At 41.6% G+C, this 23,607-nt stretch carries 22 protein-coding genes and 1 other annotated feature; of the genes, 2 read left to right on the top strand and 20 right to left on the bottom strand.

Features of this window, described 5'->3' with window-relative positions; genetic code table 11:
- Positions 1-46 precede the first annotated feature (46 nt).
- The 6 genes from holA to J2T13_RS02605 all read right to left on the bottom strand — a co-directional run bounded on the left by holA (position 47) and on the right by J2T13_RS02605 (position 7,474).
- Positions 47-1,066 (bottom strand): DNA polymerase III subunit delta, encoded by a 1,020-nt coding sequence (holA, locus tag J2T13_RS02630; RefSeq protein ID WP_429368054.1) that lies wholly within the window; start codon positions 1,064-1,066, stop codon positions 47-49.
- Between the two features lie 393 nt (positions 1,067-1,459).
- Entirely contained in the window at positions 1,460-2,701 is a 1,242-nt protein-coding gene (locus J2T13_RS02625) for a zf-HC2 domain-containing protein (RefSeq protein WP_429368052.1), read from the bottom strand.
- Positions 2,698-3,246 carry an RNA polymerase sigma factor gene (locus tag J2T13_RS02620; protein ID WP_429368051.1) on the bottom strand — a complete coding sequence of 183 codons (549 nt, stop codon included), beginning with the start codon at positions 3,244-3,246 and terminating at the stop codon, positions 2,698-2,700. Before J2T13_RS02620 ends, J2T13_RS02625 begins: the two co-directional genes overlap by 4 nt.
- Before the next feature lie 332 nt (positions 3,247-3,578).
- A complete protein-coding gene (locus J2T13_RS02615) occupies positions 3,579-6,137 on the bottom strand; it encodes a ComEC/Rec2 family competence protein (RefSeq protein ID WP_429368049.1) in 2,559 nt (852 codons plus the stop codon).
- 183 nt (positions 6,138-6,320) lie between these two features.
- Positions 6,321-6,839 (bottom strand): deoxycytidylate deaminase, encoded by a 519-nt coding sequence (locus J2T13_RS02610; RefSeq protein WP_429368047.1) that lies wholly within the window; start codon positions 6,837-6,839, stop codon positions 6,321-6,323.
- 32 nt (positions 6,840-6,871) lie between these two features.
- On the bottom strand, positions 6,872-7,474 hold the full coding sequence (locus J2T13_RS02605) for a ComEA family DNA-binding protein (protein WP_429368045.1): 603 nt from the start codon (positions 7,472-7,474) through the stop codon (positions 6,872-6,874).
- A 162-nt stretch (positions 7,475-7,636) separates the two neighbouring features.
- Between J2T13_RS02605 and comER the strand changes: the two genes are divergently transcribed.
- A complete protein-coding gene (comER, locus tag J2T13_RS02600) occupies positions 7,637-8,461 on the top strand; it encodes a late competence protein ComER (RefSeq protein ID WP_429368043.1) in 825 nt (274 codons plus the stop codon).
- Here comER and leuS read toward each other — a convergent pair.
- Positions 8,458-10,896, bottom strand: a complete 2,439-nt coding sequence (leuS, locus tag J2T13_RS02595) for a leucine--tRNA ligase (protein ID WP_429368041.1) — start codon at positions 10,894-10,896, stop codon at positions 8,458-8,460. The two genes, comER and leuS, sit on opposite strands and share 4 nt — an antisense overlap.
- 120 nt (positions 10,897-11,016) lie before the next feature.
- Positions 11,017-11,250: a binding site (T-box leader), on the bottom strand.
- A gap of 176 nt (positions 11,251-11,426) precedes the next feature.
- Here leuS and J2T13_RS02590 point away from each other — a divergent pair.
- Positions 11,427-11,585: an asparagine synthase gene (locus J2T13_RS02590; protein WP_429368039.1), complete on the top strand. Its 159-nt coding sequence runs from the start codon at positions 11,427-11,429 to the stop codon at positions 11,583-11,585.
- 161 nt (positions 11,586-11,746) lie between these two features.
- Here the strand turns inward: J2T13_RS02590 and J2T13_RS02585 are convergent, their stop codons facing one another.
- The 13 genes from J2T13_RS02585 to J2T13_RS02525 all read right to left on the bottom strand — a co-directional run bounded on the left by J2T13_RS02585 (position 11,747) and on the right by J2T13_RS02525 (position 23,561).
- Positions 11,747-12,466 carry a 3-ketoacyl-ACP reductase gene (locus tag J2T13_RS02585; RefSeq protein ID WP_429368037.1) on the bottom strand — a complete coding sequence of 240 codons (720 nt, stop codon included), beginning with the start codon at positions 12,464-12,466 and terminating at the stop codon, positions 11,747-11,749.
- A 428-nt stretch (positions 12,467-12,894) separates the two neighbouring features.
- Entirely contained in the window at positions 12,895-13,665 is a 771-nt protein-coding gene (locus J2T13_RS02580; RefSeq protein WP_429368035.1) for a class I SAM-dependent DNA methyltransferase, read from the bottom strand.
- Between the two features lie 48 nt (positions 13,666-13,713).
- On the bottom strand, positions 13,714-14,622 hold the full coding sequence (locus tag J2T13_RS02575) for a CvfB family protein (RefSeq protein WP_429368033.1): 909 nt from the start codon (positions 14,620-14,622) through the stop codon (positions 13,714-13,716).
- Complete coding sequence (rsfS, locus tag J2T13_RS02570) at positions 14,619-14,975, bottom strand: ribosome silencing factor (protein WP_429368031.1); 357 nt, start codon at positions 14,973-14,975, stop codon at positions 14,619-14,621. The genes J2T13_RS02575 and rsfS overlap by 4 nt, the downstream gene beginning before the upstream one ends.
- Positions 14,972-15,550 carry a bis(5'-nucleosyl)-tetraphosphatase (symmetrical) YqeK gene (gene yqeK, locus J2T13_RS02565; protein ID WP_429368029.1) on the bottom strand — a complete coding sequence of 193 codons (579 nt, stop codon included), beginning with the start codon at positions 15,548-15,550 and terminating at the stop codon, positions 14,972-14,974. The genes rsfS and yqeK overlap by 4 nt, the downstream gene beginning before the upstream one ends.
- Positions 15,540-16,124: a nicotinate-nucleotide adenylyltransferase gene (locus tag J2T13_RS02560; RefSeq protein WP_429368027.1), complete on the bottom strand. Its 585-nt coding sequence runs from the start codon at positions 16,122-16,124 to the stop codon at positions 15,540-15,542. The genes yqeK and J2T13_RS02560 overlap by 11 nt, the downstream gene beginning before the upstream one ends.
- A gap of 16 nt (positions 16,125-16,140) precedes the next feature.
- Positions 16,141-16,431 (bottom strand): ribosome assembly RNA-binding protein YhbY, encoded by a 291-nt coding sequence (gene yhbY, locus J2T13_RS02555; protein ID WP_429368025.1) that lies wholly within the window; start codon positions 16,429-16,431, stop codon positions 16,141-16,143.
- 47 nt (positions 16,432-16,478) lie between these two features.
- On the bottom strand, positions 16,479-17,306 hold the full coding sequence (gene aroE / locus J2T13_RS02550) for a shikimate dehydrogenase (RefSeq protein WP_429368315.1): 828 nt from the start codon (positions 17,304-17,306) through the stop codon (positions 16,479-16,481).
- A gap of 72 nt (positions 17,307-17,378) precedes the next feature.
- Positions 17,379-18,506, bottom strand: coding sequence for a ribosome biogenesis GTPase YqeH (gene yqeH / locus J2T13_RS02545; protein WP_429368023.1), 1,128 nt, complete (start codon positions 18,504-18,506; stop codon positions 17,379-17,381).
- Positions 18,503-19,030 (bottom strand): YqeG family HAD IIIA-type phosphatase, encoded by a 528-nt coding sequence (locus J2T13_RS02540; RefSeq protein WP_429368021.1) that lies wholly within the window; start codon positions 19,028-19,030, stop codon positions 18,503-18,505. The genes yqeH and J2T13_RS02540 overlap by 4 nt, the downstream gene beginning before the upstream one ends.
- A 108-nt stretch (positions 19,031-19,138) precedes the next feature.
- On the bottom strand, positions 19,139-21,361 hold the full coding sequence (locus tag J2T13_RS02535; protein WP_429368019.1) for a DUF4129 domain-containing transglutaminase family protein: 2,223 nt from the start codon (positions 21,359-21,361) through the stop codon (positions 19,139-19,141).
- Positions 21,358-22,602 (bottom strand): DUF58 domain-containing protein, encoded by a 1,245-nt coding sequence (locus tag J2T13_RS02530; RefSeq protein ID WP_429368017.1) that lies wholly within the window; start codon positions 22,600-22,602, stop codon positions 21,358-21,360. Before J2T13_RS02530 ends, J2T13_RS02535 begins: the two co-directional genes overlap by 4 nt.
- Before the next feature lie 2 nt (positions 22,603-22,604).
- Positions 22,605-23,561: an AAA family ATPase gene (locus tag J2T13_RS02525; RefSeq protein WP_429368015.1), complete on the bottom strand. Its 957-nt coding sequence runs from the start codon at positions 23,559-23,561 to the stop codon at positions 22,605-22,607.
- Positions 23,562-23,607: the final 46 nt, after the last annotated feature.

The raw sequence follows: 23,607 nt of genomic DNA, 5'->3' as shown, positions 1-23,607 counted from the left end.
CATGTTAGCTGATCAGGACTTTTTAGTATACTCTTTAGTCGTTCTTTTATGCAGCGAGCCTCAATAGAAATAATTCCAATCCTAACACCTTATCAATTCTACCTGTTTTCATCTGATAATCCAGATCAGCCATTCTACTCAATATATCACGTAAATCTCCCGCTTGGAACTTTCGAGCTTGTTCCCCAGCGATTTTAACTGCATATGGATGGAGGCTAAGCTGGGAAGCGATTTGCTGCTGTGAATAGCTCTGAGCCGCCAGATCCTTCACCTGCATAATAATTCGAAATTGCCTTGCAATCAGTGCAGCAATTTTAATAGGCTCTTCGCGTTGCTTGAGCAGATCATAATATATTCCTAAAGCCTTATCTATACGGAGATTTGCAATATCTTCTACAAGGACAAATATATTCTGCTCTGTAGTGCGAGCTACAAGCTGTTCAACTGTATCACATTCTATCGTTCCACCATCTCCTGCATATAAGCAAAGCTTATTGATTTCAGCAGATAAGGTCTGGAGTAATGTACCTGCATTTCTAATAAGTATATCAGCGGCACCAGGTGCCCAAATACACCCATTAAGCTTCGCCTCCTTGTCCACCCACCGCAACAGTTCTTCTCCACCTAATGGAGCAAATGAGAGGACTACTCCCGCCCCTTTAATCGCTTTAACCACTTTCTTACGTTCATCTAATTTATCATGCTGTACTACAAAAATAATAACGCTATACTCAGCCGGATTCTTCACATATTCTAAAAGTGATTCTATACGGTGTTCGATCTTCCCACTTTCTTTACCAGCCGTAAATACTGAAGCATCACGTACAAAGATTAACTTACGCTCAACCATAAAAGGTACGGTCTCTGCCTCTTCTACAATCGCTTGGATCGGAACTTCAGATAGATCATAGTTCACGATGGCAAAGTCACGATCCTCTTTCTTAATCAAATGCTCTTCCATCAAAGAAGTAAATTCCTTCATTTGATACTTTTCCGTACCATAAAGAAGATAAATAGGTGATACTTCACCTTGCCTAATCGTCTTAGCGGCTGTCTTAACATCCACGGCAGATCCCCTGCTCTCTATTGTATTTAGCTATATAGATGAACTAAAGCTGCCCCCCTCCAAGTTCTAGATATGTTAAAGCAAATTAGGAATATGAGGGTTCATCTTTATCTCATTCTATATCATGTATATGTTAATGTTCGGTCATTCTTATAATTCTACCAAATAAAAGAGATTTCAACCACAACAAAGAGACCTCAGCGGCGCATGGCTTAAGGTCCCTTTGTTCCAGCTCATCTATATAAACATCAGTAAGGAGAACTCTAGAAATCCCCCCACCAATGGTCATAATGACATTAAATTTCTATATGGATGGCTGATAATGTGGGTCATTTGTTGTGTAATATAATGTATTCAGCTGCTTAATGAATAGTGCATGCGCAGAACTTTTATTTATGGTGACTTCACTGTCGCACTATTCACATGATAAGTGTATTCAGCAACTTTCCCCTCATGATCCAGCTGATACGTAAAAATCAGACTATCCGAAGACCATTCTCCCGATATCCACGTTCCTACTAAATCAATCGTCTGGATTGCTTCAATCTGCGCTTCCGATCCAACAATAGGTAATGGATTAATGCTTAGCTTCGCTCCTTCAAGAACTGCCAGATACTTATTATTAGGTGAGCTCCATACGGAATAAGCAGATGTATTATTGACACTGGTATCCTGGTCATCTAATGGTTCAGAAGCCATTCTACTACTGAATAGATCTTGTACAGGGTCTGTTTTTTTCGGATTAGGCACTGGACCTTCTTTTGCAGCATCATTCACATCAGCAACTTCTCCGAGTCTAGGATCGTTGTTTCCTGAAACTGCACTGCCATTATTACTTGCATCATTCGAAGCAACATTCTGACTTCCATTTAAAGAGCTATCTGTTGCTTCATTCGAAGAAGTTAGATCCCTGCTGTTTAAATTCGCAGCGTCCTGTTTATTATCTTGTATAGTCGGATTCTGTTTGTCAGGCTGGATAACCGATACCTCAGTATCTATTTCGGGCTTCGGCTGATCACTTTCAGCAGTATCACTCGCTGCCGGTACTTCCTCTGTCTCTGTAGCGTTTTCACTCATTATGGATGAGGTAGCAGAGTCCTGTTCACCAGAATTAGTCTCCTTCGGAAAAGCTTCCGACGCCCCCTGGGTAGCTGTCGTATTTCCTCCTGTCTCCATGGCATTACTACTTGAAGTAGCTTCACTCATCTCCACTTGTGCATCAGACAATTGCTCTGGTGAATAATCCAAAATAGCTACTCCCAAAATAACACCTGCAGCCACTACCCCAATCAGGGCACGTCCTGCAGTTGAGCCCATAAACCTTCTTCTCCGGTCTTTAAGTTGCGGTATAGGCGTTGGGGTCATCTCAGCAGGAATGTTATCCAATGAAGCGCTTTTCTCTTTCCGTGCACGGTCCAAAGCATCAAGTTGTGGCATAATAGCATCCACCAAACTATACTTAGGCACTACTATAGGAAGAGCTTCTAATTCACGAGAGAGCAATTTAAGCACACGAAATGTATCCGCACATTCTGCACAAACAGCAATGTGTTCAAACATGTCCGCTGTTTCTTTTTGACTAAGATCATAATCCAAATATCGGTGCATCCATTCCACCACCTCTGGACAATTCATCCTGACACACCACCTTTATGATACTCTTGGAGCATACTCTGTAACTGTTGCCTAGCTCTGAATAGATACGATTTAACCGTATTTAATGGAAGATTCAAACAGTCCGCAATTTCATTGTAAGAGAAATCCTGTAAGTACCTAAGGACAATAACTGTCCGATGATGTTCAGGCAACTGATTAATGGCTTCTTGAATGTCCTCTGCCATATAAGCATTTAGTATCTCCTGTTCGACATTCTGTTTATCACTAAATACAAGTTCATGCTCGTCAATTGAAACCGTAGGCTTATTGCGACGAAATTTATCAATACAAATATTCGTTACAATGCGTTGCACCCATGTTTTAAATTGTGCCTTTTCTTCATAAGAATTAATTTTCGTATATATACGAACTAAGGATTCTTGGGCTGCATCTAAGGCATCCTGTTCATTATTCAAGATATAAAATGCAGTTCGATATACATGTTGCTCAATATCTCTTAATAGGGTAATTAGAGCGTCGCGATCGCCCGATTGAGCTGCTCTAATGAGTTCAAGCTCTACCACAAAGGATCCCCCTCTCCCTGCAATCTTACAGACGAGTAAGACCAGCAAATTGTTGCAATTATTACGACTTATTTTTCTGAATCATCCTTTTATTATATATGTAATCTAAAATATACATAGTATGATAAGAGAAACAATGTCGAGTGTATTATTAGTCAGTCAAAAGAATAGCAAAAAGTCTAATTGGGGTAATCTGAAGCATCATAAAATAAAGACCCAAGATAGACTCTCTATGGGAATCTTACAAGAGTACAGCATGAAGTTCAAGCCCCTTCCAAGAATCTTACAATATCTTCACTTCTTAATTTAATGATTCAGCTCTTATCCCTATTTCATTTAAGCTTGTTTCTTACCCATACCTTATTCTCATATACTTTCATCTGAATCTCACCTTGTAGATCAGTACGATATATATCCATATCTTGCTTCATTATGCGCGTGACCACATCAGAGTTCGGATGCCCATAAAGATTATTCACTCCTGCTGAAATAACCGCTGTTGATGCGTTCCACGCGCTAAGCCACTCCTCAGAGGTAGATGTTTTACTTCCGTGATGGGCGATCTTGATAACTTCTACCCCTTGTGTTCTTAATGATAGCTTAGATTCATCCTGAAGTATATTATTCTCGCTTGCTATATCCATATCACCAGTAAACAACATTCGTACGCCATTCATATTCAATATAAAAGCTATCGAAGAATGATTTTGCTCCTTTACAAGGGGTAGCCCAGCTTGTTCGTCTCCTGTTACTTCAGGTGATAAGAACGTCATTTCTGTATATTGATCTGTTTGAAGAAACATACCTTCATGAATAGCATAAGTTGGTATACTCTTTACAATAGCTGTGATCAATAATTGTTCAATACCCTTTGTCCCCGATGTCGTTCCATTGAATAGAAATGCTTTTACAGGAATTTGATTCAGAACAGCCTGTAGCCCCCCTGCATGATCTTGATCACCATGCGTTAGAACAACAGCATCTAGGTGATGGATTCCGCGTTTTTTCAACAAAGGAACCACAACTTTGGCTCCAACTTCAAACGGATCCTTCCGAGTTCTCCAATTCTCCTCAGGTTTGCGGAAATTCACTGTTCCACCGCCATCTACCAGAATATTTTTCCCTTCAGGTGTTGTAATAAGAATACTATCGCCTTGGCCGACGTCTAGGAACTGCACCACACCTGCACCCCTTAAAGAATCCGGTCGATATCCTATATACAATAAAACGATAAATAAAATGACTGCTGGAGCAATAATCAGTTGCTTCCACTTCAGCCCCTCTTTCCGCCAGTCTCCCAGTTTCGGTTCTTCACCCCTTATCAAACCGTCAAGGGGCATCGTATCATCGATAGGTGCTGGAAGTGGCTCGCGATTTTGTAACCAATTTCTAATAAAGTAGAGGAGAAAATATAGTGCGATATAATAGCTACAGATCCAAAGAATAGATGGACTCCGCCATATCATGATAAAAGCCTCATGTGTATTCATCCATTCTACGAGTGCAAAAGTTATATTATTCAGCCATTCGACGAGCCATGCAACTCCTCTACCACCAGAGCTCCATACCGCCCCAACCACCAACGTAAACATACCAAGCGGCATAGTTAAGGACGAGATAACGGGAACAAGAATTAAGTTCGCAATAACAGAAAGTAATGAAAATTGATTGAAGTAATATATAGTTAGTGGAAAAGAAATAAGCTGCGCGACTATTGTTATACCTAACGCAATTGCAAATTTACGAGGTAACTTAGACAACATCGGCATTAGAAGGGGTACATATATGAGCAGGCCCAATGTAACAATAAAAGAAAGTTGAAAACTAACATTTAGTAATAAATAGGGGTTCCACACCAACATCATAAACGCTGCTGCACTTATGATATGTACTCCATCTTTGAGAAGTCCTTGCCGCGCCGCATAAAGTGTAATCATACTCATTATTCCCGCACGAATAACGGATGGACTAAATCCAGTAAGAAGTACATAGATCGGCACGAGCAGAATAACAACGGTATATTTAGTTTCACGCGTTAATCTGAATAAAGATAACAATACCATAAGACAGACTATATATACGGCTACATGTGTACCTGACACTGCTAATATATGAGTTAAGCCTAATTGAGAGAATTGACTATAAGTGAATGTATCTACATCCTCTTGCATTCCAATGATTAAACCCTTCATGTATCCAGCATGCGGTTCTTGAAACAATTGAGTTATCTTGAAAGCGAGCGCCTCTCTTAATTGATCATTTACACGAAATATAGATATCATACTCCATGATGACGGAGAAGCCACTTCTACATTTTGAATGCCTTGAACTTTCATGATCCAATGAATATCTTTCGTTCGCAAATACTTGCGATAATCGAAACCATCAAAATTCCGAGCTGTGGCCGGCTTTTCAAGTGTACCACTCAACTTCATTAAATCACCACGTCGCCATTGCTCAGCCTCATGCTTCTGCTCTTCATTCTGAAGCTTCACCTGTACAAGGACCTTCTCGGATACATTAGATTCATTAATCTCAGATAACCTTACTTGTAGATCAGCCCGATCCCCATCCACTGCCACCGCTGTAATCATCATTCCTTCAACTTCGACTACCATGCCTTCTAGCTTAATCTCCTCCTGCTGGAGAGAGGAAGGTATAGATGTAACATTTAAATAATCATGCCATTCCCAGTATCCTCCCGAGACAGTCATTGTTACCCATACTACAATAATTAATCCTACTCTCTCTTTCAGAATCCATACAGAAGCTAGAAGAAAACAGGTTATTCCTACCCACATCCCCATTAAATATTTGCCAGAATATAGACAGGCTACACTACTTCCAATAACCCAAGCTAGGGTAAATATTAATAAGGGTCTACCCTTCATGATTACCCTCACTCCTTTTGTTATCATTGGTCATTAGGCCAAATCTCCACGACTACATCCTCCCAGAAGGTCAACATCGATTACCGTGGGGGCAGCACCCAAAAGTCATATTTCGAAAAAAAAACCTCTTTCGCTAAATAGCAAAAGAGGTTCTTCCTCAAAACGTATAATGGTTAGATCAGATTAGTTAGATACAGTCATTAGGGTGCCGGCAGGAGGTTCATAAACATTTAATTGGCGAAAAATAATACCTTTGCTACTCATCATATGAGTTACCTTACTCGTATCTTTAGGATAAGGCCGATGAAATACGATTTCTGTTATACCGCTGTTAGCTAACATATTAGAACATGTCCAGCAAGGCTCATCTGTAACATAGACCATGCTTCCTTCTCGATCTACTCGATCTGTAAACAGCAGTAAGTTTTGTTCCGCATGTATGGTTCGGATGCAGCGTTGTTTCTTAATCATTTGCTGCTTCCCGTCAACCACAACTAATTCCACATCTTCAGCGATCATACAGCCGTCCTCTGAGCAGTCTGGCATCCCCATAGGCGCCCCATTATATGCTGTCCCCAACAACTTCTTCCCTTGAACAAGCACAGCACCTACATGTCGACGTGAACAACGAGAACGGGTAGAGACCATATATGCAATGTCCATGAAGTAAGTATCCCAATCTTTACGTTTATCTATCATCATCTTAGGTTACCCCTTGTCCAGTTTGTATAAGTTTACAATTCTACGTATGGCGTCATTTTCTCCAACATTTTTGTACCGATGCCCTTTACATTTAAGAGATCCGCTACCTTTAGAAAAGGTCCTTTCAGATTACGATAATCCAAAATAGCTTGAGCCTTCTTCTCTCCGATCCCAGGAAGATCCATAAGTTCTGCTGTCCCTGCTATATTAACGTTTATTTTTCGTACATTAGAAGAATTCTGTACTCCATTATTGGAAGTAAGGGACTCCGTAGTTGCTGGTGTTGCTGGTGTTGCTGGTGTTGCTGCAGGAGCCATAATAGACTCAGTCTTCTGCTCGGCAATGGCAGTTGCTGACTTTGATTCTGTTGTAGATGAATTATTAACGATTCCCTTAGGAGTCTCTTCGCCATCTGAGCTAGTCACTGCTAAAGAACTTGAAGTAGTCTCAGGTTTAGCTTCTGACTTCGTTATCGAACCATCTGAAACCTCATTCTTCCCTAATGCTTCTGCGATCTCCAAATTTAGTGGCTCCCAAGTCTGGATACCTTTATCCTCATCCGTTCCGGACCACAGAATCAACCCACTGCCTACCAGAGCGGCTATCAAGCTTATTCCTTGATGAATTCGTTTCATTTCTTTACACCTCTATCACAACAAAATGGAATAACAATAAAATAAATTTACTTTATGTGACAGTCACTCCGCATTAATCGTCATCAGGTAAAGGTTCTAGCGCATATATTATGAAGTAGGACTGCGCCATTACCGTAAAGCATGAAAGGAGGGAATGTCCAAATGAAGGTAGGATTTATTGGAACCGGGAGTATGGGAAGTCTCTTATTGGATGCTTTCATCTATTCTGATGCATTACACCCTGAGCACTTATTTGTAAGTAATCGTTCCACATCTAAACTACTTCAACTATCACAACGCCATGAAGGAATTAATGTATGCCAAAGCAATATTGAAACAGTCAGAAAAAGTCAGATCATATTCATATGTGTGAAGCCTCTTCAATTCAAAGCTGTCATACAAGAAATACAAGATCACATACAACCTGAGCAACTATTAGTATCCATCACTAGTCCAGTACAGTTGTACCATTTAGAGAATAATCTTTGTTGCAAGGTTGCCAAAGTTATCCCAAGTGTAACGCACAAGGTTAACAGTGGGTCTTCTTTAGTTATGTATGGAAGCAGATTAACTGATGAAGACAGGCTCCTACTGCACCACTTACTATCTCACATCGGTAAGCCTGTGGAGATCAATGAATTGCAGGCCCGAATTTTTTCTGATTTCTCTAGTTGTGGGCCTGCATTTATTAGCTTTTTCTTGACTAAATGGATGGATGCTGCTGTAGAAATGACAGGCGTAGATAGAGAACAACTTACATTCCTAACCAGTGAAATGATACTCGGCACAGGTAGGCTGCTAACCCAAGGTGATCTGTCTCCACTTCAACTTCAGGAAGTTGTCGCTGTACCCGGTGGAATTACCGCCCAAGCTCTAGCTCAATTAAACCATAGCTTAGACGGTACCTTTCACAATCTGATTACCACTACTCATAATAAGTATGTGGAAGATTTACAGAAGCTAGACCAAACACTCGGTCATCTTTAACCGACTACAATATTGACCAATTTACCCTGTACAGCAATAATTTTGCGGATAGACTTGCCAGCAATAGCTTGTTCAACACTCGGAAGAGCTAAACTATGTGCCTGCATCGCATCTTGATCCAAATCTTTGGCAATCATGGTCCGTTGTACGATCTTGCCGTTCACTTGCACGACAATCTCTACTTCCGCATCTACTGTCCAAGATTCATCATAGGTTGGCCATTCTGCATAAGTGATGCTCTCCTCATGTCCAAGGCGCTGCCACAATTCCTCGGAAATGTGCGGTGCCAGAGGGGACAGTAACTTAGCAAATTCCTCAATAGCTTGACGCGAAATCGTGTCTGCTTTATATGCCTCATTAATGAAGATCATCAATTGACTAATAGCTGTGTTAAAGCGCAGGTTATCATAATCCTCGGTAACCTTCTTAATGCTCTTTTGCCATGTACGCTTAAATTCATCACTGCCATCACCGTCAACAATTTTACTGTTTATGTTGCCATCTTCATTAAAGATGAGGCGCCATATGCGAGAAAGGAACCGATGACTCCCTTCCACACCATTAATATTCCAAGGTTTAGTAGCTTCTAGTGGCCCCATGAACATTTCATAAATGCGTAGCGTATCTGCTCCGTATTCTTGAACAATGACATCTGGATTTACAACATTACCACGTGACTTACTCATTTTTTCATTGTTAGTACCCAATATCATACCTTGGTTCACAAGCTTATGGAACGGCTCCTTAGTGTCTACAATCCCTAGATCATACAATACTTTGTGCCAGAAACGCGCATAGAGTAAGTGAAGCACCGCATGTTCTGCTCCCCCGATATAAAGATCTACAGGTAACCATTCTTGTTGCTTATCTTTGGAACATAGCTCCGAATCATTATGCGGATCGATGAAGCGTAGGTAGTACCAACAGCTACCTGCCCATTGTGGCATCGTATTCGTCTCACGACGTGCTTTCATCCCTGTCTCAGGGTCAATTGTTTCTACCCAGTCCAGCACATTAGCCAAAGGTGATTCCCCTGTACCCGATGGTTTAATTTGTTCAACATCAGGTAGTAGAAGGGGTAGTTGATCTACTGGGACCGTCTTCATGGTTCCATCTTCTAGATGTAGAATCGGAATAGGTTCTCCCCAATATCTCTGACGACTAAATAACCAATCACGTAAGCGATAAGTGATTTTGCCTTGGCCCTTACCATTCTCCTCAAGCCAAGTAATCATCTTAGCAATCGCTTCTTCGTTATGCAGTCCATTCAGGAATCCAGAGTTTACATGTTCTCCATCTCCACCGTAGGCCTCTTCTGCGATATTTCCACCTTTGACTACTTCTACGATTTCAAGCTCAAATTGTTTAGCAAATTCCCAGTCACGAGTATCATGACCCGGAACAGCCATGATCGCACCCGTTCCATACCCAGCCAGAACATAATCAGCGATCCAGATCGGCGTTTCTGCTCCATTTACTGGGTTAATGGCATAGGCTCCTGTAAATACACCTGACTTATCTTTGGCTAAGTCTGTACGCTCTAGATCACTCTTATGAGTCGCTTGAACCTGATAAGCTTTAACCGCAGCTTGTTGCTCAGCCGTAGTAATCTTAGCTACTAACTCATGTTCTGGTGCCAGAACACAATAACTTGCACCGAATAGTGTATCCGCACGTGTTGTGAAGACAACCACTTGTGCATCGTGACCTTGAATGTCGAACTTCACTTCGGCACCTTTGGATTTACCAATCCAGTTCCGTTGCATATCTTTAATACTCTCAGACCAATCCAATTCCTCCAAATCATCCAATAGACGATCTGCATATTCTGTAATCTTCAGCATCCATTGTCTCATCGGTTTGCGAACAACAGGATGACCTCCGCGCTCACTAAGACCATCTATAACTTCCTCATTCGCAAGGACAGTCCCTAACGCTGGGCACCAGTTCACGGGTACCTCAGCAATATAAGCTAGCCCTTTGTTATATAACTGTATAAAGATCCATTGTGTCCATTTGTAATACTCAGGATCTGTTGTACTTATCTCCCGATCCCAATCATAGGAGAAGCCTAGAGATTTAATCTGCCGACGGAAATTATTAATGTTCTTAACCGTAATATGTTTAGGATGTTCTCCCGTGTCTATCGCATGTTGCTCAGCGGGTAGTCCAAAAGCATCCCAACCCATAGGGTGAAGCACATTGTAACCGCGCATACGTTTATAACGTGATACGATGTCTGTTGCTGTATATCCCTCTGGATGTCCTACATGTAGCCCAGCACCTGATGGATAAGGGAACATATCCAAAGCATAGAATTTTGGTTTCTCCGGATCCTCACCCGTCTTGAACGTGTGATTGTCTTCCCAATACTGCTGCCATTTCGGTTCAATTATTAATGGCTGATAGCCATAATTCTGTTGTTGTTCACTCATAATTATTTGCTCCTCCTTCGAAATCATACACATGATTAAATATCTAGTATGTAGCGTATCTGTACCATTGCCATTCATATGTACCCATCAAAAAAACCTCATCATCCTTAGCGTATAATCGCTAGGGACGAGAGGTTTGATTCCCGTGGTACCACCCTAGTTAGCGGAATACATTCTTTGTTTTCCACTCACTTTACACCCTTAACGCGGGTAAAACGATGATATTTCACGGGAATTTCTCCATTCATATCATGACTCCGAGGTGAGTTCATCTCAATTTATCAACCGACTTGCACCAACCGTCGGCTCTCTGAATGATATTTCGAAATTAATACTCCTCATCAACGTTTAAAATATTCAATTTAATGAACATATTATATAGAATAAACAGGAGCAAGTCAATGATCGCATCCACTTCATATTTATAATGCAATAAATGGGATGTGATTCCATAACATTAATGCATAAATATTCCCCTATAGACTAAGACTAATATTCGTCTTTCCAATTCGATCTAAGGGAGTGATTACATGCGTGAAGGAATGATTCCTACTGTTCTTGGGACTGTGGTATCTGCATCTAGCGCTGCACTGCTTGGAAGCAAGTATAAGCTTGTTGCGTATGGAGCTCTAGGTTTTGGTCTCGCGCACATTGTGCTAGGAGCTATTGATCTGGTAGAACATCGATAGAGGTTGGGAAGATGCCTAAAGAAAGTCAGATTGAAATAAGCCTTGGACCAAAGGGTCCAAGGCTTATTTAGTTTATTTTCAATTATTGAATGAGCATTATTAAAGAATGAACGAAGAAAGATTCCCCGCATCCTTCATTCACGATGATAAATCAAGACCTCTTATTGTGGATTAGTCGTCCAAAGTCCAGCTGTCTTCACAAAAACACGCTGTGGTAACTTAAGCGTAGCCAAAGCTAACTCAGCCACATCTTCAGGTTGCATCATCCGCTCTTCGTCTCCAATTTTAAGACCTGCATTACGAGCTAAATCCGTATTTACAGTACTTGGAGTAAGAGCAACCACACGAATATTAAACTTGCGGACCTCCTGCAGAACAGATTCAGTCAAACCCAATACAGCAAATTTGGAAGCACAGTACGCAGATCCTGTAGCAAATCCTTTCTCACCTGCAGTCGATGCGACATTAATAATATTTCCGTTATTTTGCTCGATCATCGTTGGAAGCACTGCCCGGGTTACATAATATGTACCCATCAAGTTAACTTGCATTATTCTTTCCCATGTTTCCGGTTCCATCTCTAGCAGTGTCCCGAATTCTGCGATTCCGGCATTATTAATCAGAATATCAATCGAACCTAGCTGCTCCTTAAGTGTAGCTACAGCCGAATCTACGTCACTCTGCACAGATATATCAGCAGTCGCAATACTAACTTTAACACCATACTTTGCAATCAAAGCGTCCCGCAATACTTCCAAATCAGTCGTCGTTCTTGCGATCAGTCCAAGATGTACCCCTTCTTGTGCAAGCGAGGTTGCAATAGCTAACCCAATTCCTTTACCGGCACCTGTAATAATCGCTGTTCTATTCTTGAGTTCCATGATATCGTCTCCTGACCTTATTATAGATATTTGTTTATATATTCTAACACATTTGATTATAAGTAAGTATTCAACAGGAGGGCGTCTTACCGCGACTCTACATCGAATGACGAAACCTGAAGTATGTTTGGACAAATGAAGAACAACCGGTGATTTCGGCGCTTACTACTTTGAGGCTTCAAAGAGTTAGACCTTTAGGACGTTGACTTTCACTCGCCCATATCTATCAAATCTAGCTACAGTAGGACAAAAACACCCATAGCAGGTCAAGGTGATTATTCTTGACCTGCTATGGAGTGCTATGAAGTGCTATGGAGTATTTTTGAGTGTTCTTGAGTCCTTTTTTACAGAAAATCAGATGCTCTTTAGAAAAACAATCTACTTTGGGGATAGCTGATTAACAGATTATATAAGAGCTAATCTGTATTTTACTTCACAGCTACATAGAATAAACGCTGAGCTTCATCTCCAGCTTCAATCCATTCAAAATCAGCGTAACATTTCACATCACGAAAGCCCGCTTTGACAAGCTCCACTTTCATCCACTCAGGATCATATGCCCGCTGAACATGAATTTCTTCAAAGCGACGATAGCGATCACTTCCCTGTTCATCGCGTACGAAAATACTCAAATGATGCTCAATCTCACATCGTGGGACATCAAAATCACAAGTCCATATATAAGAAACAGAACGATCATCAAACACGAAGGGTTGTTCATCATCATAACGCTGAATGGTACGAGGATGATGTACATCGAAGAGAAAAGTTCCCCCAGGCTTAAGTCCACTATATGTACGCGCAAATGTGGATTTAATATCTTCTTCTTCAAGTAAGTAATTGATACAGTCGCAAAAAGAAATAACAGAATCCACAGGCTCTGGGAGCTCCCATTCCGTCATGTTCTGCTGAATCCAACGAATACTTCCTTCACGAAAAAGACGATTACCCTGTGGAGTCCCATCCATTTTGCTGCGTGCAACAGCAAGCATATCCGAAGACAAGTCTATTCCTGTCACTTCAAATCCCGAATTAACCAAAGGAATGGTAATGCTCCCCGTCCCGCAGCCTAACTCGACTACACTGTGGGGCATTCCATGTTTCTCCCAAGCCGTTCGCGCAAATCGTATCCAATCAGGGTACGGCATATCTTCCATTAATTCATCGTATACATATGCAAATTTTCGGTAGGATGACATGATGAAACACCACTCTTTCTAAGAACTACCGCTACCTAAATATTGAGGTCATGATTGTTCTTCGTTACTTTGCTCGGATTCAGGATTAACTAGGTACGTCCAATTCTCTTTTTGAACAATTAGACCTTCCTTCAACAACTTACCCATAGCTCTTTTGAATGCGGATTTACTAATTCCGAAACGCTCCTTGATAATATCTGGTGGGGTTGCATCAGAATAAGGCATGCCTCCACCAGAGCGTTCCTTCAAGAAGGTTAACAAACGATCTGCATCTAAGTCCCTACCCACTTCCTTAAGGGGAACCATAGAGAGGTTAACACGACCATCTTCACGAATATGAGTAATCCGTGCTTGTACTTCCTCGCCCAGACGAATCATCCGAATACGTTCGGTAGAATGGATCAGACCAATAACACCAAATCCTACAACGCCGCCATCAACAAGTACAAAAGTTCCCATCTGTAATGTCTTATATACCGTCGCCGTCACCCATTGATTCAACCACGATTCAGGAGCATCAAAAGCTAAAGGAGCTAGTTCATATTCTCCAGCTAACTTAGCTAATAGACGACCCTGCTTATCGTGTTCCATCGTAACAAACACCGAATCTCCAACCTGAGGATGGAGTTCTTTAATTTCAGGAAGTTCACGAATCGGTAGTAGCAGTTGACGTCCTAGACCCATTTCCAAGAAACAGCCCATACGAGGATGTATATCTGCAACAACCAATTTCGCCGTCTCACCCAAAGTCAAAAAAGGAATTTTCATTGTGGCAGCTAATCGATCTTGCGTGTCGAAAAAAATAAATACGTCCAAAATATCACCAAGCTTGATCTCCTTAGTGATCTCTGTATAGTGCAGTAGCACATCAAAATCATCCCCGTACAGAAAAAAACCATACGGAGATACTTCACGGGCCACTTCAAGCGAGACAATTGTACCCGCGACTAAACTCATACCTTCTCCACGACCTTGGCGTCAGTCCATAACCGTTCAATGTTATAGAACTCACGCTCATCACGATGGAAGATATGGACGATAACATCACCTAAATCCATAAGTACCCAACGCGCCGAGTCCATTCCCTCAATACCACGGATTGTAGATCCTGCATCCATAGCACGTTTGCGAATTTCAGTTGCAATTGACTGTACTTGTACATCCGAGTTACCATGACAGATTACGAAGTAATCAGCAATGAGTGAAATCCCTCTTAAATCTAGGGCAACAATGTTCTGCGCTTTCTTATCTTCTGCTCCAGCTACCGCCATACTTAACAATTCTTTAGGTTCAATAAATTTTTGAATCATGAATTCGCCTCCAATTGCTTAATTAAATCATTACGTGCATATACCGTTAACGGGTAAATAATCTGACTGCGTGACACTAACAGGGTTATTGTGGAATCAAGACCAGCCACAAGCCCCTCTTCTAGACTATGGTTGGCGAGTTCCCGAATATTATTCACACCAGGGTAATCTCTTCCGGGTTCGATATAGTCAGCTAGACATACAATCTTGTCCATCAAGGTCATTCCAATACGTCCTGATGTATGATAGCGAATAGCATCCAGTACTTCTATATCATCAATGCCATAATCATACTCTGCAACATAAGCTCCTACTTCAGCATGCCACAGTTGTTTATTATATAACAGAAGTTCGTTCGATAATTGCTTATCTTGGATTACGCTCTTCAACTTCTCTACAGGCCAATACTTAGCCACATCGTGAAGTATAGAAGACAATTCAGCTTTGTCAGCATCAGCACCATACTGATGCGCTAGTCTCCTGGCTGAGTCCATAACACCTTGCGTGTGCTGCCAACGCTTCTCTGGCATCTGCGAAGAGACGGCTTTAATGAGTTGATCACGACTATATCTCATAAATTCCGCTCCTTACGATATATTCATGTACAGGACCTGGGACCATATAACGAATCGAATGACCCAGCATAACCCTTTCTCTTATCTCAGTCGAAGAAATATCCACGAGGGGCATATCTGCTAGGAGTACTTTACCTTGTAAATAAATAGGTAATGCAGCAAGATCTATGGGGGAACCTGGGCGACCGACACCAATAAAGGTAATCATCTGTGACAATTCCTTTATCTGATCCCACTTCGGTAAATAATTGACCATATCTGCTCCAATAATGAAATGAAAATCCACTTCTGAATAGGTCTGCTGGAGCTCTCTGATCGTATCAATGGTATATGAGACACCACCCCTGCGTACTTCCAAATCCCTCATATGAAAAGAAGGATGTTCCACAATAGCAACTGCTACCATCGATAAGCGCTGTTCCCCAGTTGCTCCTGCCTTTTCTTTATGCGGGGGAATGTGACTTGGCATAAACCAGATTTCATCCAATTGGAAAGTATCTCTGGCAGATTCCGCAGCCAGCAGATGTCCTATATGAATTGGATCGAAAGTTCCACCCATGATACCTATCTTCATGGCTATTCCTCCCGGCTTAAGGCAGTTGAATTTGTTTATTATCCTTGGATTCTTTATACAGTACAATCACTTTTCCAATGACTTGTACCAATTCCGAGCCCGATCTCTCAGCTAATTCTGCTGCGATCACATTGCGATCTTCCTGAGCACTATTAAATACGGTCACTTTCATCAATTCGCGCTTCTCTATCGCTTCAACGATATGACGGATTTGGTGATCGTTAGTTCCCCCTTTACCTACTTGGAATACAGGATCTAGGTGATGTGCAAGGGAACGAAGGTAACGTTTCTGCTGTCCAGTTAACATGTAATGTCAAAACTCCTTAATTTCATATATTATTTCAATTGTCTTAATCAGCTATGGAGACTATTCAACGCGGCCTGCCGCATCACTTCTACTGGAGCTGGCATGCCAGTCCAATATTCAAGCGCATATGCACCTTGATTTACGAACATGCCAAGTCCACCGTGTATCGTACACCCTCGGTCCTGACTTCTTAACAGTAGTTCTGTATTCAATGGATTATATATTAAATCACTAACCACAATTCCAGCAGGAATTCCATCTGGATCGATGGGTACAGCCGTTATATGAGGGTGCATGCCAACAGATGTAGTGTTAATGACAACATCCATTTCAGGTAAATAGGAAGATACCTTATCCATGCTAATTCCATGAATGTCCACTTGGGACTTCCATTCTTTTTCCATTTCAAGCGCCTTGTCTTCCGAACGATTAGCGATGATCAGAGTCTTAGGAGCTTCTTGAGAGAGCGCATGGATAATCCCACGCGCAGCCCCGCCAGCTCCTAAGATCATAATACGTTTACCCGATAAATCTGCAATGGCTTCTTCCTTTAGTGAACGAACATAACCTTTGCCATCGGTATTGTATCCTGTTAGAACACCATTATCGTTAACAATGGTATTCACCGCGCCAATGATACGAGCAGAATCATCAATGATGTCCAAATATGCCATTACTTCTATTTTATGCGGAATCGTTACGTTGATTCCCCGAAATCCAAGTTTCTTAATCTGAGTTATCGCTTGACCTAAGTCATCGCGAACCACATGAAGGGCCCCATAGTTCCCTGCTATTCCAAGTGCCGCTAAAGCTGCATTGTGCATAGCAGGAGACTTAGAATGACCGATTGGATCGCCAATAACGGCTAGAAGCATGGCATTCCCACTAGAGGGTATATCACTCCAGAAATCATTCACGGCTTATCAACCACCTTCCCATGATTTAATCTATATCAAAGAAGGTCTAGTTAGCACTTTGACGCCACGAGGTGCATGTACTGCAATCGTAGCTCCCTGATCACTGTTAATCTTGACCCAACCTAATCCAGAAATAAATACATCGGAGCGTGATCCCTTTTTAATCCGAATTTCATGTCTTGTCCATTCAGGTAATTTGGGAAGATTCTCGACGTTCGGAGGGGACAACATCTCACCCGCATGATCTGCGTACAGAGAATCCGCACGTTCTAATTTGGTTCGATGTATGCTAATCCGATTGCTCAAGAAACATGTAAACGACTGACGTTCGCCCTGGATGAAGTCAAATCGCACCATGGCTCCAAAAAATAGAGTCTGGCCTTCATTTAACTGATACACGAGCGGTTTGAGTGGATTCTCAGGCATCGTTGCTCCAAGATCCTCACGGCTCACAAGCTCACTGAAACGCCATGGGTAAACAATACCTGGCGTATCGATGATATAACGTCCATCATCAAGAGGTATATTCACCATATCAAGTGTTGTTCCTGGATACCGTGAAGTCGTCAATTCTTGCTCTAGATCGCTGTAGTCTCTGATCAGACGATTAATTAATGTTGATTTACCAACATTCGTCGCGCCAACTACGTACACATCTCGATCGCCACGAAAAGTAGTCATCGTCTCAAGTAGTCTTTCGAATCCCTGATTCTTCTTGGCACTACATAGGATGATTTCTTCCGTCTTCAGTCCATGTTCCTTCGCTTGCTTCTGGACCCAATTCTTAAGCTTGTTCCAATTCGTTACTTTAGGAAGAAGATCGATCTTGTTTACAACAAGAATCACAGGATTATTCCCTACAAAGCGTTGTAATCCTGAAATCATACTCCCCTCGAAATCAAATAGATCTACGATATGAATCACAAGTGCATCCTTATTGCCGATCTGACTCAGTAGCTTTAGGAATTCATTCTGATCTACAGTAACGGAAGATGATTCATTGTAATTTTTGATACGAAAACAACGCTGGCAGATAATAGGATCCTGCTCCAACGCCTTCTCCGGTACAAAGCCCGGTAAATCAGCTTGCTGCGTTTGTAGTTTAATTCCGCAACCGCTACAATTCATGGCCTCTTGCTCGCCAATAGCTTCATTCATTCTCTGTGTTCCTCCTCGAGCCATAATCCTTTTTTCCGAAGGCTTGTCAACGCAATCCGTTCTACTCTTCGGTTCATTCTTGTTGTCCATCCTTCATCTTGCACAGAAATCGGAAGCACTAGTACCGTTAATAGACCGAGCCGATTACCGCCATACACATCCGTAAGCATTTGGTCACCTATAACAATAGTCTCTGTATTGGAAAGTCCCATCAACTTCATCGCCTTATGAAAAGGGGCATTAAAAGGTTTGCGGGCTTGATGCACAAATTGAATATCCAAAGGAGCCGCAAAAGCCGACACCCTTTCCATTTGATTATTAGATACAATGATTAGTTGAAAACCAATCTTTTTCACCAATTCAAACCAAGCGATCAATTCCGGATGGGCAAGTGGTGTTTTGGCACCTACTAGCGTATTGTCCAAATCCGTAATAATCCCCCGGTATCCCTTTGCATATAAGTCTTCCAAGTCGATATCAAACACTGTATTCACCCGTAATTTAGGCATCAGCATTTCAAACAAGTCCAGTCACCTCTGTTTCATACGACAAACTATACCATAATGTGAAGCTTTAGTACAAAACAAACCGTCCCTTTTGCCTAAGCAAAAAGGACTTGAATGTCCTATTTATTATTTTATGGTTCCCAGCGTATCCTTAAGCTGTACTGTATAGGAACGAACTTTACGCCAATCCTCCATCGACACCGCCTCAGGGCTATATCTAGCTTTCTCAAAAAGTTGTAGCAATGGCGTCAGTGTTCCGGCGAGTTCCGGCGTACTCTGCTCCCAACTTGCCACAGCTTCACGGAGTGTCTGATCTTGATTTCTTGTCATTCCACGCTTATGCAAATAATGAAGCCAACGTTCTGTTTCCACCATGATCTTGTGATCAACTGATAACGTCTTACCCATTCTTAATCGCAATATCAAATAGTGTAGTTCAACGCGGAAACGCCACGCTACATAAGCTATACTACTTATGACTATCAGTATTGCACCTAAGGTAATCCCCCTAAACATATCTGATGACAAAAAAGATGAATCATTCTCAGGAGTCACTATCTCGTCACTCTGATCCTGCTCCTCTTCTGTCTCTTCGTCCTGTATATCCAAATCTCTTATATCCTGTTCCGTTAAAAGAGCCATGTCAAAGCCTGGTGTCGCTTCAATTGGAATCCAGCCATAATCAGGTCCAAAGTAAGCCTCCACCCAAGAATGGGCATCCGCATTGGTCACCGTATAGCTCACCGTATTAACACTATTCGGTTGAGTCATCTGAATATCCGTCATATTAGGCTGACTACCTGGAGCATATCCTTTGACCCAACGTGTTGGAATATCAAGCGAACGAGCCATCATAGCCATCGCAGTTGAGAAGTAATCACAATAGCCTGCTTGAATCTCAAATAAAAAGCTATCCACGAAATCATCACTCTTTTTCAGTGAAAGATCTGGTGTGTTCGTATACTTATATTTTGCTTGCAAATATTGCTGTAATAAGGCCATTTTTTCAAAGGGAGCATCTGTTGATTCCGTAATCTCCTTAGCCAAAGTTGTCACTCTGTCCGGGAAATTATTAGGTATTTGTAAATATTCAGTTTCATCAAAATTAGCGTACAAATCTTCATAACTCTTCGTTTGTAACTCTTTGACAGGAAGGATTGGAATCTCAGATGTGATTGTATATCTACGAGGATAGTCCATCGGCTTAGATTCTACATTCCAATGAAGTTCACCCTGAGACCCTTTCCATTGCAGTCCAGAAATATCCTTCTCTTCATTAATCATTTGAACAGAAGCAATGGTAAAGGCACCGAATAGTACTGGATAGTTAATATTGTTCAACATCGTTACCTTCTGCTGCACCGTCTCCGTGTTCAGTTGTGATCCATATTCCAATCCGAGCTTTTCATCCACATCTACATCATCGTAACCTTTGATGCTACTGGGCTTATCTGCCCATCCAGTCCCAGTATAGACTCTTCTAGTCTCTCCGCGCCAATAGCTACGTTTAGAAGACGAAACCGTCATAACAGGGGTATAATCGAATTCAAATCCACTGCCCAATTGGTTATCTTCAGCGCTATACCCTGAAGCGCCACTTGAAGGAACCTTGACACCCATCCCTTCACCGTTATTAGATTCTGTATCCGTCGTATCGTTCCAGTCTTTCCATAACGTATAAGGATCTGTAAAGACCGGGTTGACTTTAGGCATACTTATGCCTACAAGAAACAGAAGTGCAAAAACCAGTGAAATATGGACGCACATCTCCAATGGGTTCCTAACCAGTTGTCTCCAGCCCTTAGGGAATCTCCGCTTAAAGCGTTGTAAATGCTGGCTTACTAACCATCCCATAAGCGAAAATATCATCCAACCGACTTCCACCCATGATACCTCTGATGTGAACGAATCTAGAATCGTAAAAACAGCAATATTAAGTCCCATAAACAAAAGAATACGACGCTGGGTTGTCACAAGGGTAGCGCAGGATATATATAATACCCAAGTCATTAGGGCAAACCAAACATATGGATCCAGATTATCAATGAATTGCCCTACTTGCTCTGCAAATCCATCTGCGTAAGGTACATATACCAAATGTGAAATAAGCGTGGAACGAATAACAAACAGGATTAAGATACCTTGAATAATCATTCTATAAAGTAACCTTAATGGAAGTAGAATTTCAATGATAGCAATAAGTAATAATATTCGGCCCACTAACGCAGTTGTCTCTGAATACCAGATAGATTCTGTATATATAAGCCACTGCGAAGCTACAATCCATATCCATAGATACGAGAAACTTTTAAATCCATCATATTTCAAAAAAGACTGACGCTCCTTCATGAGGCTCCCCCTCCTATAGCGCTTGGAAGTTCTTGTAGAGAGGAAATGGAACATCCATAAATTCCACGCGATCTTAATACCGATGTGAAGTCTGGTATACTCTTTGCAGAAGAATTTACGATCTGGACATGAGAGGGACTCATGCCATAAGTATTCGCCCAGCGCATAATATCAAGAACCGGTTGCCCACTCAGTGGACTCACTAACACAAAGTAAGAACCTTGAGGGAGCCTACGCATGCCTGCCTCTAACTTTGGAAGAATAGCACCTTGTCCGTCGGCGTCTAGATCCACAAGATGATGCATCATTTTTTGCCGCTCTAGTGTACTCTCCGACGGAACAAATACACTCAGCTTCTTCCCCAATGTACATAACCCAATACTAATACGTTCACGGTTCCCATACTCTAGCAAAGAGGATACCGTCGATACCGCAAGTTCAAATTGCTCAGATGAAGAGTAATTAGAAGCAATTGCATCCAGAATTAATATCGTTTTGGGAACAGATTCATGTTCAAATTCCTTAGACTTCCATGTCCCTGTCTTAGCTGTTGCATTCCAGTGGATTCTAGAAATCCGATCACCATATACATAATCACGTACACCATTAATCTGAGTTGTCTCTCTACGGGAAGAAGATAACGCCATTTGTGGACCCGCGTGACGAGAATTTCGATCAAACAATTGCCAATAAGGAATGAATATGGTTCGTGGCTTTACTCTGAATTGTCCTGGAACATGGAGTAGCCCTCTATGTTCCATCAAACCAAAGATATCCTCGCTTACGCACTCTGTCTTCATAAAATTGTATCTCCCCCGTTCTAATGGAGGGGTCTGAAACTTCAGTTCACCTTTCCCACGCAAACTAGGAACCACACTTTCTTCAAAGGACCAAGATTCTCCAGTATGTCTTTTTAATATATCCTTCACAATAATATAAGGAAAAGGAAAAATACTGGGAATGTGAACATTGAGTTTCACATGAACCTGATCTCCAGCATGGAGAAGTTCACCACGTTCTTCATTCAATGTCATATGGCGAACGCCATTACCACGACGAACCCCGCTATAACCTCCTATAATGAGGTAAATGGCCAGGAGATTAATCATTGCAAACAGCATGATGGACGTTTTTCCACCTTGAAATAGCACATATAATAAACTAACTATCCATACCAAAAATAGTGCCCAAAATTTAGGTGTACGTAATCCGTTCTTAAGTGTCAACCCTAACCCGCCCATATTTATCGCTCCATAGTCACAGGTACTTTCACCTGTTGAATGATACTTTGCAATACCGAGGTGGCGTTAATACTTTCAAGTCTTGATTCGGGACGTAGTAGAATACGGTGCGATAGAACATAGGGAGCTAATATCTTAACGTCATCTGGAAGAACATAATCTCGGCCTTCTATACATGCATATGCTTTACATGCCATCATGAATGATAACGACGCTCGTGGACTTGCCCCGAGTAATACTGCAGTATGCTCGCGTGTATTCCTTATAATACTTAACATATAATCGGTTATAGCATCACTTATGTATACGTCGCGAATTTCAATCTGCATAGCCGCAATCTGTACCATATGCGTAACAGAGGCTAGTCTATCGATGGGTTGTCCATCTTGATGTTTCAATAATAGAGTTTTCTCCGTTATAGCATCTGGATAGCCGAGACTCATCTTCATCATGAACCGATCTAGCTGAGCTTCAGGGAGCATATAAGTACCCTCGAAATCGATGGGGTTCTGTGTAGCACAGAGCATAAAGGGCTTGGGTAGTTCATGCGTCTCCCCATCTACTGTTACGTTACGCTCCTCCATTACCTCAAGTAGGGCGGATTGTGTCTTTGTTGTCGCACGATTAATTTCATCAACAAGTAATATGTTAGTCATGACAGGCCCAGGTCTGAAATTAAACTGTTCCTCTCGTGGGTGAAATACAGAGACTCCCGTAATATCACTCGGTAGAATATCAGGATTACATTGAATTCGGCGATAATCTCCACTAATTGATTTAGCGAGCGCTTTAATTAATTGGGTCTTACCCGTACCTGGTACATCTTCAATTAGAACATGCCCCCCAGCCAAAAGTGCCGTGAGCAGTAATTGTATTTCGAAAGATTTACCTAATATACATGATTCTAGATTCGAGCGAACTTCTGAAATGATTTGAATAGATTCATTACGAATCGGCATGTATTCCAGGCCTCCTATAATAGAACATTTCTTTTATTGTACATGA

It is taken from the genome of Paenibacillus sp. DS2015 (assembly GCF_050433705.1).
GTDB lineage: Bacteria > Bacillota > Bacilli > Paenibacillales > Paenibacillaceae > Paenibacillus_AQ.
The sequence above is the reverse complement of the archived record's forward strand: the minus strand, read 5'-3'. Positions and strand labels throughout refer to the sequence as shown.